At 67.8% G+C, this 13163-nt stretch carries 15 protein-coding genes; 3 read left to right on the forward strand and 12 right to left on the reverse strand.

The window, feature by feature from the left end:
* Positions 1 to 12 precede the first annotated feature (12 nt).
* The 3 genes from LG334_RS05100 (at position 13) to LG334_RS05110 (ending at position 1748) form a co-directional block, all read left to right on the forward strand.
* Positions 13 to 330, forward strand: a complete 318-nt coding sequence (locus LG334_RS05100) for a DUF1244 domain-containing protein (protein WP_404383929.1) — start codon at positions 13 to 15, stop codon at positions 328 to 330.
* Positions 331 to 386: 56 nt separating this feature from the next.
* The gene (moaA, locus tag LG334_RS05105; RefSeq protein WP_404383931.1) at positions 387 to 1379 is read left to right on the forward strand and encodes a GTP 3',8-cyclase MoaA; all 993 of its coding nucleotides are present in this window, start codon (positions 387 to 389) and stop codon (positions 1377 to 1379) included.
* Positions 1380 to 1547: 168 nt separating this feature from the next.
* Positions 1548 to 1748: a hypothetical protein gene (locus LG334_RS05110; protein ID WP_404383933.1), complete on the forward strand. Its 201-nt coding sequence runs from the start codon at positions 1548 to 1550 to the stop codon at positions 1746 to 1748.
* 88 nt (positions 1749 to 1836) lie between these two features.
* Here the strand turns inward: LG334_RS05110 and LG334_RS05115 are convergent, their stop codons facing one another.
* From LG334_RS05115 to sufU, 12 genes are all read right to left on the reverse strand, one after another.
* Positions 1837 to 2280, reverse strand: a complete 444-nt coding sequence (locus LG334_RS05115; protein ID WP_404383935.1) for a hypothetical protein — start codon at positions 2278 to 2280, stop codon at positions 1837 to 1839.
* 323 nt (positions 2281 to 2603) lie between these two features.
* Positions 2604 to 3011: a sigma factor-like helix-turn-helix DNA-binding protein gene (locus LG334_RS05120; RefSeq protein ID WP_404383937.1), complete on the reverse strand. Its 408-nt coding sequence runs from the start codon at positions 3009 to 3011 to the stop codon at positions 2604 to 2606.
* 165 nt (positions 3012 to 3176) lie between these two features.
* Positions 3177 to 4220, reverse strand: a complete 1044-nt coding sequence (locus LG334_RS05125) for a molybdopterin-binding protein (RefSeq protein WP_404383939.1) — start codon at positions 4218 to 4220, stop codon at positions 3177 to 3179.
* The gene (locus tag LG334_RS05130) at positions 4217 to 4933 is read right to left on the reverse strand and encodes an XdhC family protein (protein WP_404383941.1); all 717 of its coding nucleotides are present in this window, start codon (positions 4931 to 4933) and stop codon (positions 4217 to 4219) included. The genes LG334_RS05125 and LG334_RS05130 overlap by 4 nt, the downstream gene beginning before the upstream one ends.
* Entirely contained in the window at positions 4930 to 6108 is a 1179-nt protein-coding gene (locus LG334_RS05135) for a VWA domain-containing protein (RefSeq protein WP_404383943.1), read from the reverse strand. Before LG334_RS05135 ends, LG334_RS05130 begins: the two co-directional genes overlap by 4 nt.
* Positions 6109 to 6115: 7 nt before the next feature.
* On the reverse strand, positions 6116 to 7003 hold the full coding sequence (locus LG334_RS05140) for an AAA family ATPase (RefSeq protein ID WP_404383945.1): 888 nt from the start codon (positions 7001 to 7003) through the stop codon (positions 6116 to 6118).
* Between the two features lie 574 nt (positions 7004 to 7577).
* On the reverse strand, positions 7578 to 8375 hold the full coding sequence (locus LG334_RS05145) for an FAD binding domain-containing protein (protein WP_404383947.1): 798 nt from the start codon (positions 8373 to 8375) through the stop codon (positions 7578 to 7580).
* A gap of 13 nt (positions 8376 to 8388) precedes the next feature.
* Positions 8389 to 10782, reverse strand: coding sequence for a xanthine dehydrogenase family protein molybdopterin-binding subunit (locus LG334_RS05150; protein ID WP_404383949.1), 2394 nt, complete (start codon positions 10780 to 10782; stop codon positions 8389 to 8391).
* A gap of 28 nt (positions 10783 to 10810) precedes the next feature.
* On the reverse strand, positions 10811 to 11305 hold the full coding sequence (locus tag LG334_RS05155; protein ID WP_404383951.1) for a (2Fe-2S)-binding protein: 495 nt from the start codon (positions 11303 to 11305) through the stop codon (positions 10811 to 10813).
* Positions 11306 to 11391: 86 nt separating this feature from the next.
* Entirely contained in the window at positions 11392 to 12213 is an 822-nt protein-coding gene (locus tag LG334_RS05160) for a CoxG family protein (RefSeq protein WP_404383953.1), read from the reverse strand.
* Positions 12214 to 12251: 38 nt separating this feature from the next.
* Positions 12252 to 12590 carry an XdhC family protein gene (locus LG334_RS05165; protein ID WP_404383955.1) on the reverse strand — a complete coding sequence of 113 codons (339 nt, stop codon included), beginning with the start codon at positions 12588 to 12590 and terminating at the stop codon, positions 12252 to 12254.
* Entirely contained in the window at positions 12587 to 13093 is a 507-nt protein-coding gene (sufU, locus tag LG334_RS05170; protein ID WP_404383957.1) for a Fe-S cluster assembly sulfur transfer protein SufU, read from the reverse strand. The genes LG334_RS05165 and sufU overlap by 4 nt, the downstream gene beginning before the upstream one ends.
* Between the last annotated feature and the right edge of the window lie 70 nt (positions 13094 to 13163).

Here is a 13163-nt window from a genome sequence, read left to right on the forward strand (position 1 = left end):
CGGGAGGACCACATGGACGACAAGACGCGGACCGAGATCGAGGCCGCCGCCTTTCGCGGGCTGGTGCAGCATCTTCAGAAGCGCACCGACGTTCAGAACATCGACCTGATGAACCTGGCCGGCTTCTGCCGCAACTGTCTGTCCAAGTGGTACCGGGCCGCCGCCGAGGCGCGCGGCGAGGAGATGTCGTACGAGGATGCCCGCGAGGTGGTCTACGGCATGCCCTACGCCGAGTGGAAGGACAAGTACCAGCACGAGGCGACCGAGGAGCAGAAGCGCCAGTTCGAGGAAACCAAGCCGCTGCATGCCGAGATCAGCGGTCACGTCTGATACGCCTGCCGGCCTTTTTCGCCGTCCTTCCGCGCCCCGATTACGGAGCCCGTCCCATGCTCGTCGATCCCTTCGGCCGCCACGTCACGTATCTGCGGGTCTCGGTGACCGACCGCTGCGACCTCCGCTGCACCTATTGCATGGCGGAGAACATGACCTTCCTGCCCAAGCGCGAACTGCTGACGCTGGAGGAGCTTGACCGCCTGTGCACCGCCTTCGTGGAGCGCGGCGTGAAGAAGCTGCGCATCACCGGCGGCGAGCCGCTGGTCCGCCGCGACGTCATGAAGCTGATGCGGGCGCTGGGCCGGCACCTGGACTCGGGCGCGCTGGAGGAACTGACGCTCACCACCAACGCCAACCAGCTTGCCAGGCACGCCGCCGAACTGGCGGACATCGGGGTGAAGCGCATCAACGTCTCTCTCGACAGCCTGGACCCGGACCGCTTCCGCGCCATCACCCGCACGGGCGACCTGACCAAGGTGCTGGGCGGCATCAAGGCCGCCAAGGACGCGGGCATCGCCGTGAAGCTGAACGCCGTGGCGCTGTCGGGGCTGAACGAGGACGAACTGCCGCGCATGGTGGAATGGGCCCACGGCGAGGGCCACGACATCACCTTCATCGAGACCATGCCCATGGGCGAGATCGATGAGGACCGCACCATGCACTATCTGCCGCTGTCGGTCCTGCGGGAGCGGTTCGAGCAGCGCTGGACGCTGGAGGACATTCCGCTGAACACCGGCGGCCCGGCGCGCTACGTGCGGTCGGCGGAAACCGGCGGGCGCATCGGCTTCATCACGCCGCTGACCCACAACTTCTGCGAAGGCTGCAACCGCGTGCGCCTGACCTGCACCGGCATGCTCTACATGTGCCTGGGGCAGGAGGATTCGGCGGACCTGCGCAAGGTGGTGCGCGAGAGCGAGGCGAACGAGGCCATCCACGCCGCCCTGGACGAGGCCATCGCGCGCAAGCCCAAGGGCCACGACTTCATCATCGACCGCGGCGCCCCCAAGGCCGCCGTGCCCCGGCACATGAGCGTCACCGGCGGGTAAGGGGCGGCTTCCGGCGGGCTTGGGTCCCTGCTTTGGCAGGAATCCAGATCCGCTGGCAGACTCTTTCGCGAAACGCCCAAAGTCGCCCTCACGGAGTCCCGACCGTCCCTTTGCGTCTTTCGAACCTCGCAGCACCGCTTGGCGTCTTCCTGAAAAGGGAGGCCGCTTATGAGGAAACACCTGTATTTCGTCGCCCTGGCGCTGACCTTCAGTCTTTCCGGCTGCGGCCTTCTGACCGAGGACTGGGTTGAGGATAAGCCCGCCGGCCTGTCCGAGGATGAATGGACCGACGAGGAAACCTTCCAGGGCGGTGCGCGGGACGACGAGGAGGCGGAGGAAATCCTGGAGGACGACGACGGCCTGTTCTGACGAACGCTCCTTCTTCAGGGCGCCCACGAATGAAAACCGCCCGCGCGGCATCCGCACGGGCGGTTTTGACGTGACGGGGGAGGGGAGCTTAGAACCAGCCTTCGTCCTCCTCCAGCGCCCCGCTCTGGTTTTCGTCCCATTCGGCGAACTCTTCCTCGTCGCCGAACTCGTCTTCGGTCAGCTGGGCGTCGGCATCGTCGTCCCATTCCTTGAACAGGCCGGCGGTCTGTTCCTCGTTGTAGTCATCGCCCCAGGTCTCTTCGCCCCAGGCGGTGAACTCCTCCTCGTCCAGCGCGCCGCTTTGGTCGCGGTCGTAGTTTGTGAATGTGCCGCCGACGGCCGCGTATTCGTCGCGGTCGAGCATGCGGTCTTCGTTGGCGTCGAGGTTGCCGTAATCGGCCTCGGTGCGCACGCCGATGGTGTCGACCTCGTTGTTCACCGCCTCTTCGTTGGCCGTGTCCTGGGCGGAGGCGGCAAGCGGCGTCAGGCCGACGGCCAGTGCGATGGCGGCAGCATAGGTAAAGGTCTTCATGGATCAAGTCTCCCGTTAAGTGAGTAGGCGCTGTGGTAACGGGGGCGGGTAAAGAATAGATGCCGTGCTGTCGAATATTCGATTAGAAGGAGACCGGGTGCGTCCGTATTCCATTAAATTACTTCGACCGAATTATCTTTCCGGCATTCTGAGTTTTTCGCATTGTCGAGACGCGCAAGAAAAGGCCGCGCCCGCGGCGGGCGCGGCCGTCGCACAAGGCGGATGCCGCCGGCTTGGTCGTAGTCGGGAAGTCCCGCCGTCTGCCCCTGGTGGTGGCTGTAGAAGTCCGGGCCGCCGCCGGCGCGGAACCGACACTGCGGCGGCTACGCCTCCAGCGCCTCGAAGGCGGACCGGGCGGCCGAAAGATGGTGAACGGCGGTGGTCAGGTCCAGGCCGAGGATTCCGGCGGCATCCTTGACCGCAAGGTGATCCAGGCTGACCAGAAGCAGCAGCTTGCGCTGTACGCGCGGCAGGGCGAGCAGGCTGCGCAGCCGGGGCGATACCGCCAGGTCGGCGCGCGCTTCCTGCATTTCCGTCAGGATCTTGTGCAGGTGGCGGTGCAGCGTCGGCTCGTCGATGTCCTGCGCGTGGCGCCCGTCCGCGTGGCGCGGCAGCTCGCGCAGACAGGTTTCCACGGCGTCGTCGGCCATCGAGCGCGAGCCGGTGAACAGGTAGGCGTGCCGCCGCAAGGCTGGAACCTTGGCGGTGAGACTATGAACTTCCTCAGGCATGATGCCTCCCAGCCCGTCCTCGTTGGCGTGGCTTCTTTCCCCTTATTGGCATGGGAGTATGACGGGATTCGCCGGCCATTTCAGGCCGTCCAGATGGCGTATGGGTCGCGTGAGAGGTCTTGTTGCGGTGCATCCGAAAGACGCTGCCACCCACGACCTAGGCCGTCAGCGATCCGTGCCTTGCGTCTCGGTCGGCGGTGGTACGGCGACCGCACGGGCGCGCGGCAGGGGCCGTTCCGGGACGTCGTTGACCAGACCACCCACGCCCATGCCCATGATGTCGCGCCCCGTCACCGGCACGTCGGCGATCAGGCGCCGCAGCACCCAGTCCGCCCCGTTCAGCTTCGGCGAGCGCGCGCAGCCGGGCAGGCCGAGGACGGCTGCATCCTCCCACCAGCCCAGCATGAGGAGGTTGCCGGGGTCGACGGGCATACCGAAGTGCTCCACCCGGCCGCCGACGGCCTCCAGCGCGGCGGGCAGCACGTCGCCGCGATCGGTGATGGCCGAGGCGCCGATCATCAGCACCATGTCGCAGTCTTCCGCCTTCAGCGCCCTGAGCGAGGCGGCGACGGCCTGGACCGTATGGGCGCAGCGGCGTTCGGCGCCGAGCACGCTGTCGCAGGCCGCCAGGCGCTCGGCGGTGGTGGCGGCGGTCTTTTCCAGCACGCTGTCCTTGGTGCCGGCAACGCGCGTCTGCACCAGACCGACCGACCGCCCGCGCCAGGGCGCGACCGACAGCGTTTCCGCCGGCGTCAGGAATTCGGCCAGCGCCAAGGTGTCCTCTGGCACGGCGAAGGGGATGATCTTCACCGTCGCCACCATGCGGCCCGGCTCCACCAGGTCCAGGTCGGGCAGGGTGGCGAGCGTGACGGCCTCGGAGACGCTGTTGATGCGGTTCACGGCCTCGGCGTTCACCCGGAACAGCCCGCCGGCGGTGGCGTGCAGGTTGGCCCGGCCCGTCGCCGCCCCGCGCGCCTCCACGCCCGGCCCCAGGATGGCCTGGGCGACGCGGACGGCGGCGGCGTCCTCGGACACGTCCCCGCGCTCCAGCCGCGCGGCGATGACGGTGTCCACGCCCTCGGCCCGTAGGTCGTAGAGGTCGGCGGGGCTGAGCACCCGGCCCTTGGGCCACTTGCGCCCCGCCACGGTCATGGAGTGGGCCAGCACGCAGCCTTCGGCCTGATCGACGGGAACGTCGCCGAACTTCATGGCGTCGCTCCCCGTCGCACCGCCGTCACCTGGGCGAGGATCGACAGCGCGATTTCCGCCGGGCTGCGGGCGCCGATGTTGAGCCCCACGGGCGCGTGGATGCGGCCGATTTCCGCGTCGGAAAAGCCGTGGCGCTCCAGCCGCTCCACCCGCTTGCCGTGTGTCTTCCGGCTGCCGAGCGCGCCGACGTAAAACACGGGGCTGCGGAGCGCGATGTGCAGGGCGGGATCGTCCAGCTTGGGATCGTGGGTGAGGGTGACGACGGCGGTGCGGTCGTCGAGCTTCAGGGCCTCCAGCGCCTCGTCGGGCCAGTCGTGGGTCAGCGTCACGCCGCCGAAGCGTTCGGGGCTGGCGAAGGCCTCGCGCGGGTCCACCACCACCACGTCATAGCCCGTCATCACCGCCATGGGAACAAGGTGCTGGGCGATGTGCACCGCGCCCACCACCACCAGGCGCGGCGGCGGGGCGTGGACGTCGACGAACAGGGGGCGGGCGTCGGCGCCCGCTTCCGGATCGGGCTCCAGCACGCCGCCGGCATCGCCGTTCATGCGCGCGCGGACGGCGATGCGTTCATCGGGCGTAAGGGCCAGGTCGCCCTCGTCGGCATCGGGCGTGACCAGCATCTGTGCGCCGGTGGCGGTGTCGGTGACCAGCGCGGCGGGGGTGCGGGCGGCCTTGGCGGCCAGCAGGGCGTCGAGGATGTGGCGCTTCATCGGCGGCCTCCGGTGCCGGTTCCGCCCAACGCATCGGCCAGCGCGTCCAGGCTGTTGAGGTTATGGACGGGGCGGAACTCGTCCACGAAGTCTATCATGGCCGCCGCCCCCTTGGCTTTCGGCGCGTACCCCTCCCACCGCAGAAGCGGGTTGAGCCAGATGAGCCGGCGGCAGCTTCGGCGCAGCCGGTCCATCTCGTGCTCCAGCCCGTCGCCGGCGTCGCGATCCAGCCCATCGGTGATGAGCAGCACCACGGCACCCTGCGCCAGCACGCGGCGCGACCACACGCGGTTGAAGCGGTGGATGCAGTGGCCGATGCGGGTGCCGCCCTCCCAGTCCGGCGCCTCTCGGCCGACCCGATCCAGCGCCTCGTCCACATCGCGGCGCTTGAGCGTGCGGGTGACGTTGGTCAGCCTTGTTCCGAACAGGAACACATGCACCCGGTCGCGGTCGTTGGTGAGCGCATAGAGAAACCGCAGCAGGATGCGGGCGTACTGCCCCATGCTGCCCGAAATATCGCACAGCACCACCAGCGGCGGCGGACGCTCGCGGCGTTTGGCGCGGGCGAGCATGATGACGTCGCCGCCGCGCCGGGCGGTTTCTTGCAGGGACCGCCGCAGGTCGATCTTCGCGCCCGTGGCGGCGGGGCGGAAGCGGCGGGTGGGGACGGCCATCTTCGCCAGACGCATCCCGGCAATCAGCCGCCGGGCCTCGGCCAGTTCGTCGGCGGACATCTGCTCGAAGTCCTTGGACCGCAGGATTTCCTCTTCGGAAAAGACCAGGCGGCCGTCGATCTCGATCTGCTCCTTTTCCTCCTCCGGCTCGTCCAGCGGGCGGTCGGGCGCCTGGCCCAGCGCGTCCTGCAGGCGGCGGGAGAGGTCGGGCTTGTCCTTCTGAAGCTCCGTCCGCATGGCGGGCAGCAGCAGGCCCATGGCGCGCTTCAGAAGGTCCGGGTTGCGCCAGAACACATGGAACGCCTGGTCGAAGACGTCGTGCTGCTCGCGCCGGTCGGTCAGCGTGGCGTGCAGCGCCCAATAAAGGGCCGTGCGGTCCTCCACGCCGACGGCCTCCGCCGCCTCCAGCGCGCGCAGGGCCTTGGCCGGGCCGACGGGCAGGCCGGCGGCGCGCAGGGTGCGGGTGAAGGCCACCACGTTGGCGGCAAGGGCTCCGGCCATGGTCGGGTCAGTCCGCGCGCAGTTGCGACAGGTCCGCCTTCACCTGGGTGAGCAGCCGCGCGGCCTCGCCACCCTGGATGGCGGCGATGTCGTCCTGGTACTTCAGCAGGATGCCCAGCGTGTCGTCCACCATGCCCTGGGACAGCTCCAACTGGTCCAACTCCACCAGCGTCGTCGCCCAGTCCAGGCTTTCCGCAACGCCCGGCGCCTTGAACAGGTCCTGTTTGCGCAGCCGCTGGACGAAGCCCACCACCTGCCGCGTCAGCTTCTCGGGCAGGTCGGGCAGGCGGCTTTTCAGGATCGCCAACTCGCGGTCGAAGTTGGGGTAGTCGACCCAGTGGTAGAAGCAGCGGCGCTTGAGCGCGTCGTGAATCTCGCGCGTGCGGTTGGACGTGATGATGACGATGGGCGGGCGCTCGGCCTTGATGGTGCCGACCTCCGGGATGGAGACCTGGAAGTCCGACAGCACCTCCAGCAGGTAGGCCTCGAAGGGCTCGTCGGTGCGGTCCAGTTCGTCGATCAGCAGCACGGGCGGGCCGTTGGTGTGCGGCTCCAGCGCCTGCAACAGCGGCCGGCGGATCAGGAAGCGGTCGGAGAACAGGTCCTCGCCCAGTGCCTCCTTCGGCCGGTCGCCCGTGGCCTCGCCGAGGCGGATTTCCAGCATCTGGCGGGCGTAGTTCCATTCATAGACGGCGGCGGAGACGTCCAGTCCCTCGTAGCATTGCAGCCGCAGCAGGTCGCGGCCGAGCGTCTGCGAGAGGACCTTGGCGATCTCTGTCTTGCCGACGCCGGCCTCGCCCTCCAGGAACAACGGCCGCCCCAGCTTCAACGCCAGGAACAGCACCGTCGCCAGCGAGCGGTCGGCGACGTAGGACCCCTGGTTGAGCAATTCCATTGTAGATTTAACGTCTTTGGGGCAACCTAAAGCTGTTTCGGGCATGGTGCTGCCTTAGTTGGAGTGAGGGGAGAATGGAAAGCGAACAGTTTTTTCTGAGTGCTATATTTCTTCCAATTATCGTAGGTGTCCTCGTTAACCTTATAACGGACATGTGGAGGCGGAAAATCGTATGCGATGAAATGACCCCCGAGGTTTTTTCTGGGTATCGTCATGTGGTGGGTTCTTTGCTAGCTTCAGTTCTTCTAATATTCGCAGTATCCACCGTGATATTATTGTCCGTTATATGTACGGGATTAGACGGGAAAGAGGACGTCATCTCTATTCTTCCGTATGCATCTTCTGTTATGCCAATAGGCGCGCTAGTGAATTCACTGCTAACTAAGCCTCGCAACTGGAGACGGGCTTTCTGGGTCGGCAGCATTGGTGCTCTGGCTTCTCTGATTTTTACTTATTCTGTTTTGCAGATATATATTTTAGTATTCTCTGATATTGCGCTGAGGTATTCGCTGTAGCCGGAGGGAGAGAGGGGGCGGGGCGGCGCCCGAAGACGCCGCCCCTGAGAACCGCCGCCTCAGCCCATGGCCGCCTCCACGGCGCGCTTGGCCATCACCGTGACCAGATGGGCGCGGTATTCGGCGCTGGCGTGGATGTCGCCGTTGAGGTCTTCCGACGACACCGTGATGTTCGCCACCGCGTCCGGGCTGAAGTTGGAGGCAAGGGCCTGCTCCATCTCCGGCAGGCGGAAGGCGTTGGGGCCGGCGCCCGTCACACCCACACGCACGCCCGCATCCGTCTCCGCCACCATCACGCCGACGATGGCGTAGCGCGAGGCGGGGTGGCGGAACTTGGCGTAGCCCGCGCGCTTCGCGATGGGGAAGCGGACGGCGGTGATGATCTCGCCCTCGTTCAGCGCGGTCTCGAACAGGCCGGTGAACATGTCGTCGGCGGCGATCTCGCGGCTGTCGGTGACGACGGTCGCGTTCAGCGCCAGCACGGCGGCCGGATAGTCCGCCGCCGGGTCGGCGTTGGCGATGGAGCCGCCCAGCGTGCCCCGGTTGCGCACCTGGGCGTCGCCGATCTTGCCCGCCAGGTAGGACAGCGCCGGGAACTTGCTCTTCACCGTCGGGTCGGCCCAGACCTCCGCGTGGGTGGTCATGGCGCCGACGACGATGGTGCCGCCTTCCTCGCGCACGCCCTTCAGTTCGGGGATCGAGCGCAGGTCGATGAGCGTGGTCGGCATGGCGAGGCGCTGCTTCAGCGTCGGGATCAGCGTCATGCCGCCCGCCACCACCTTGGCGTCCTCGTCCGCCTTCAGCGCCGCCACGACATCGGCGGCAGACTTCGGGGTCTGATATTCGAACTGGTACATAGGATACCCCTCCTTATTCCGCCGCCATCGGCTGCTGCTTGGACTGGAGCACGCGCCAGACGCGCTCGGGCGTCGCGGGCATGTCCATGTGGTCGACGTCCAGCGCGTCGCACACCGCGTTCATGACGCAGGCGGACCCGCCGATGGTGCCGGCCTCGCCGCAGCCCTTCACGCCCAGGGCATTGGTCTGGCAGAGGACCTCGTTGGTCTTGACCTCAAACGGCGGCACGTCGTCGGCGCGCGGCATGGCGTAGTCCATGTAGCTGCCGGTGACAAGCTGGCCGCTCTCCTCGTCGTAGACGCAGTTCTCCAGCAGCGCCTGGCCGATGCCCTGGACGATGCCGCCATGCACCTGGCCTTCCACGATCATCGGGTTGATGACGCGGCCGAAGTCGTCCACGGCCACGAAGCGCACGATCTTGGTCGTGCCCGTGTCGGGGTCGACCTCCACCTCGCAGATCTGCGTGCCGTTGGGGAAGGTGAAGTTCTTGGGGTCGTAGAAGGCCTGCTCGTCCAGGCCGGGTTCCAGTTCCTCCAGCGGGTAGTTGTGGGGGACGTAGGCCGCGCCCGCGATTTCCGCGATGCCGACGGTCTTGTCGGTGCCGGCGACGGTGAAGACGCCGTTCTCGAACTCGATGTCGTCGGCGCTGGCTTCCAGCAGGTGGGCGGCGATCTTCTTGGACTTGGCGATCACCTTGTCGATGGCCTTCATCATCGCCATGCCGCCGACGGCCAGCGAGCGCGAGCCGTAGGTGCCCATGCCGAACGGCGTGCGGGCACTGTCGCCATGGACGATCTCGATGTTCTCCATCGGCACGCCCAGGCGCTCGGACACGATCTGGGCGAAGGTCGTCGCGTGGCCCTGGCCGTGGCTGTGGACGCCGACCATCACCGATACGCTGCCCGTCGGGTGGAAGCGCACCTCGGAACTGTCATACAGACCGGCGCGGGCGCCCAGGGCCCCGGCGACGTTCGAGGGCGCGATGCCGCAGGCCTCGATGTAGCTGGCGAACCCGATGCCGCGCCGCTTGCCGCGCTTGGCGGCTTCTTCCTTGCGGGCCGGGAAGCCGTTGTAGTCGATCATCTCCAGCGCGTCCGACAGGTTCTTGGCGAAGTCGCCGCTGTCGTATTGCAGGCCGACGGGCGTGTCGTAGGGCATCATCTCCGGCGTGATGAAGTTGCGCCGGCGAATCTCCGCCCGGTCCATGCCCAGCTTCCGCGCCGCCGCATCCACGATGCGCTCGATCAGGTAGCAGGCTTCCGGCCGCCCGGCGCCGCGATAGGCGTCCACCGGCACGGTGTTGGTGAAGACGGCCTTCACCTCGGCATAGATGGCCGGCGTCTTGTACTGGCCCGACAAAAGCGTGGCGTACAGGATCGTCGGGATGGACGACGCGAAGGTGGACAGAAAGGCGCCCATGTTGGCGATGGTGTTGACCCGCAGGCCCAGGAAGGTGCCCTGATCGTCCAGCGCCAGTTCGGCGTGGGTGACGTGGTCGCGGCCGTGGGCATCGGACATGAAGCTTTCCGACCGCTCCGCCGTCCACTTGACCGGCCGGGCCAGCTTGCGCGCGGCGAAGACGACGAGGACTTCTTCCGCATAGTGGAAGATTTTCGACCCGAAGCCGCCGCCCACGTCGGGCGCCACCACGCGCACCTTGTGCTCGGGCAGCCCCATGGTGAAGCCGCACAGCAGCAGGCGGATGAGCTGCGGGTTCTGGCTGGTGGTGGTGAGCGTGTATTCCTCGTTGCCCGGATCGAACTCGCCGATGGCCGCGCGCGGCTCCATGGCGTTGGGCACCATGCGGTTGTTGACGAGGTCCAGCTTGACCGTGTGGGCGGCGTTCGCGAACGCCTCTTCCGTGGCGGCCTTGTCGCCCCACTCCCAGTCGTAGCAGACGTTGTTCGGCGCCTCGTCGTGGACCGCCACACCCGCGCTCTCGGCCTTGGCGGGCGAGACGACGGCGGGCAGTTCCTCGTAGTCCACCACGATCAGCTCGGCGGCGTCCTTGGCGGCCTGGAGGCTGTCGGCGACCACCACGGCCACCTGGTCGCCCACGTGGCGCACCTTGTCGACGGCCAGCGGCAGGTGGGCGGGCTCCGTCATGGGGGAGCCGTCCTTGTTCTTGATGAGCCAGCCGCAAGGCAGGCCGCCGATACCGGCGTCCTTGATCTCCTGCCCGGTGATGATGGTCTCCACCCCCGGCGCGGCCTCGGCGTCGGCGGTGTCGATGGAAAGGATGCGGGCGTGGGCGTGGGGGCTGCGCAGGATATAGGCGTAGAGCTGCCCCGGCTTGTTCATGTCGTCGGTGTAGCGGCCCTTGCCGGTGAGGAAGCGGCGGTCTTCCACGCGCTTGACGCTGGCGCCGATGCCGGTGGCCTTGGTCGGCTTGTCCTGAACGGTCATCTCGATGTCTCCCTGGCGTGGAGCCGGATCACTCGGCGGCGACCTTGCCGCCCGACTGCATCTCGGACAGGCCGGTCTTCACGGCCTTCACGATGTTGTGGTAGCCGGTGCAGCGGCAGATGTTGCCCTCCAGCCACTCGCGGATCTGCTCCTCGCTGGCATTGGGCTCGCACCGCGCCAGGTCGACGGCGCTCATGACCATGCCCGGCGTGCAGAAGCCGCATTGCAGGCCGTGATGCTCCTTGAAGGCCGCCTGCATGGGGTGCAGTTCCCCATCGGGGGCGGCGAGGCCCTCGATGGTGGTGATCTGCGCGCCTTCGGCCTGGGCCGCCAGCATGGTGCAGCTTTTCACCGAGACACCGTCCACATGCACCGTGCAGGCGCCGCACTGGCTGGTATCGCAGCCGACGTGCGTGCCCGTCAGGCCCAGGTTGACGCGCAGCACGTCGGAAAGCAGCGCGTTGGGCTCGACGGTGACCTTCCGGGCCTTGCCGTTGACCGTCATGTTCAGCGTGAGTGCCATGAAGTTCCTCCCTGTTGCGCCGCGTTGTCGGGCGCGTCTTTCGTTATCTGTTTGCCATGGCGTTCAGGCGGGTGAGGGGATGGCCGTCAGCCGCCGCCCCCGCCGCCCCCGCCGGCGCTCAGGACCAGGATGATGAGGATGATGAGGGCGGCACCCCCGATCCACCACATCCAGGTCTTCATGGGTTTGCCGGCGGCCTTGCCCTTGGTCTGGCCGCTTTTCGCCGCCGTGGTCGCCGCCGCCGCGTGGGCGGCCATGGGCTGTTCCGGGGTGGACGCCGCCGCCTCGCCGCCCGCGCGCTCGGGCGACCGTCCGGCGACGGTGCCGACGGCCGGAGAGGGGGCGCCGACGCCGGCCGGGACGTCCGTTCCGGCGGGCGCGGGTGCGGGTTCTTCCGGGCGGCCGGCGTCGCCGGCAGCCACACCCATGCCCGTGGTTTCGGCGGGCTCGGCCTCCTGCGGGGCGATGCGGGCGGTCAGGTTGGCGAAGAAGTCGTCGGCGTACTTTTTCGCCGTCCCCTGGATGAGGCGCGACCCCAGTTGCGCGAGCTTGCCGCCCACCTGGGCGTCGGCCTTGTAGGTCAGCTTGGTGTTGCCCGCGTCCACTTCCTCCAGCCACACGTCGGCGCCGCCCTTGGCGAAGCCGGCGGCCCCGCCCTTGCCCTCGCCGACGATGGTGTAGCTCTCGGGCTCCTGCACGTTCTCCAGCCGCACATGGCCGTTGAAGGTGGCCTTCACGGGGCCGATCTTCGCCTGCACCTTGGCTGCGTAGCCGCCGACCGGGCCTTCGTCGGTCTCGGTCAGTTCCTGGCAGCCGGGAATGCAGGCCTTGAGCATCTCCGGGTCGTTGATGGCGTCCCATACCGTCTTGCGATCGGTGGGGATGAGGTATTCGCCGGTGATATCCACGGGGTCTTGCTCCTCCTGCGTATTCTGCGGTGTTTTCGTCAGGTAATGGCCTCGACGAAGATTTCGATGGTGCCGCCGCAGGCCAGGCCGACGGCCCAGGCGTCTTCATTGGCGACACCGAATTCCAGCGTTTCCGGGTGGCCGGACGCCATGGCGCGCATGGCGGCATCGACCACCGCGCCCTCCACGCAGCCGCCGGAGACCGAGCCCACCATCTCCCCGTCCTCGCGCACCGCCAGCTTGGAGCCGACGGGCCGGGGGGATGAGCCCCAGGTGCGCATGACGGTGGCGACGGCGACCTTGGCGCCATCGTCCAGCCACGACCGGGCGGCCAGCAGCGGGTCCTGCGGCGGAGCGGGCGCGATCGTCCCGGTCATGCCGATGCCTCCCGCGCCGGGCCGACCTTCAGGTCGTGCTGTTTTTCCGTCGCGCCGGTCAGCGCGGCGTGCAGCGTGTGCCAGGGCAGGGTGACGCACTTCACGCGCAAGGGGCTCGCGTGAATGATGGTCAGCGCCTCCAGCGCCTCGCGCTCCTCGGCGTCCAGCATGGGCGTCTCGGCGAGCGGCTCGCCGGAGACGCAGGCGTCGCGGAAGGCGGCGAACAGCGCATCCGCCGTCGCTCTATCCTTGCCGCGCACGAGGCCCGCAAGGATGGAAGCCGAGGCCGTGCAGATGGCGCAGCCGCGCGTGCGGCAGGCGCAGTCCGCAATGGTGGAGGGGTCGGCGTCGGCATAGCGCAGCGTCAGCGCGACGCGGTCGCCGCACATGGGATTGTGCCCGTCGGCGCGCGCGTCCGCCGGGTCCAGCGCCTGTGCATGGCGCGGATGGGCGCCGTGGTCTTCCACCAGCGCGCGAAACAACTCTTCAGGCGTCTCGAGCATGCTCGATCCGTGCCTCCCCTGGGTCGTGGTCATCCCGCCCCGCGGGGCCCGACTCCCGACTTGTTTTCTC

Origin of the sequence: Caenispirillum salinarum, assembly GCF_044803115.1 — a bacterium.
GTDB classification, from domain to species: Bacteria; Pseudomonadota; Alphaproteobacteria; order Rhodospirillales; family Rhodospirillaceae; genus Caenispirillum; species Caenispirillum salinarum_A.

Bases quoted from the DNA above. Each gene is read 5' to 3' on its own strand.
- LG334_RS05115 (WP_404383935.1), bottom strand. From the start codon at position 2,280: ATGAAGACCTTTACCTATGCTGCCGCCATCGCACTGGCCGTCGGCCTG.
- LG334_RS05155 (WP_404383951.1), bottom strand. From the start codon at position 11,305: ATGGCACTCACGCTGAACATGACGGTCAACGGCAAGGCCCGGAAGGTC.
- LG334_RS05145 (WP_404383947.1), bottom strand. From the start codon at position 8,375: ATGTACCAGTTCGAATATCAGACCCCGAAGTCTGCCGCCGATGTCGTG.
- LG334_RS05135 (WP_404383943.1), bottom strand. From the start codon at position 6,108: ATGGCCGGAGCCCTTGCCGCCAACGTGGTGGCCTTCACCCGCACCCTG.
- LG334_RS05165 (WP_404383955.1), bottom strand. From the start codon at position 12,590: ATGACCGGGACGATCGCGCCCGCTCCGCCGCAGGACCCGCTGCTGGCC.
- LG334_RS05100 (WP_404383929.1), top strand. From the start codon at position 13: ATGGACGACAAGACGCGGACCGAGATCGAGGCCGCCGCCTTTCGCGGG.
- moaA (WP_404383931.1), top strand. From the start codon at position 387: ATGCTCGTCGATCCCTTCGGCCGCCACGTCACGTATCTGCGGGTCTCG.
- LG334_RS05110 (WP_404383933.1), top strand. From the start codon at position 1,548: ATGAGGAAACACCTGTATTTCGTCGCCCTGGCGCTGACCTTCAGTCTT.
- LG334_RS05130 (WP_404383941.1), bottom strand. From the start codon at position 4,933: ATGAAGCGCCACATCCTCGACGCCCTGCTGGCCGCCAAGGCCGCCCGC.
- LG334_RS05150 (WP_404383949.1), bottom strand. From the start codon at position 10,782: ATGACCGTTCAGGACAAGCCGACCAAGGCCACCGGCATCGGCGCCAGC.
- LG334_RS05125 (WP_404383939.1), bottom strand. From the start codon at position 4,220: ATGAAGTTCGGCGACGTTCCCGTCGATCAGGCCGAAGGCTGCGTGCTG.
- LG334_RS05140 (WP_404383945.1), bottom strand. From the start codon at position 7,003: ATGGAATTGCTCAACCAGGGGTCCTACGTCGCCGACCGCTCGCTGGCG.
- sufU (WP_404383957.1), bottom strand. From the start codon at position 13,093: ATGCTCGAGACGCCTGAAGAGTTGTTTCGCGCGCTGGTGGAAGACCAC.
- LG334_RS05120 (WP_404383937.1), bottom strand. From the start codon at position 3,011: ATGCCTGAGGAAGTTCATAGTCTCACCGCCAAGGTTCCAGCCTTGCGG.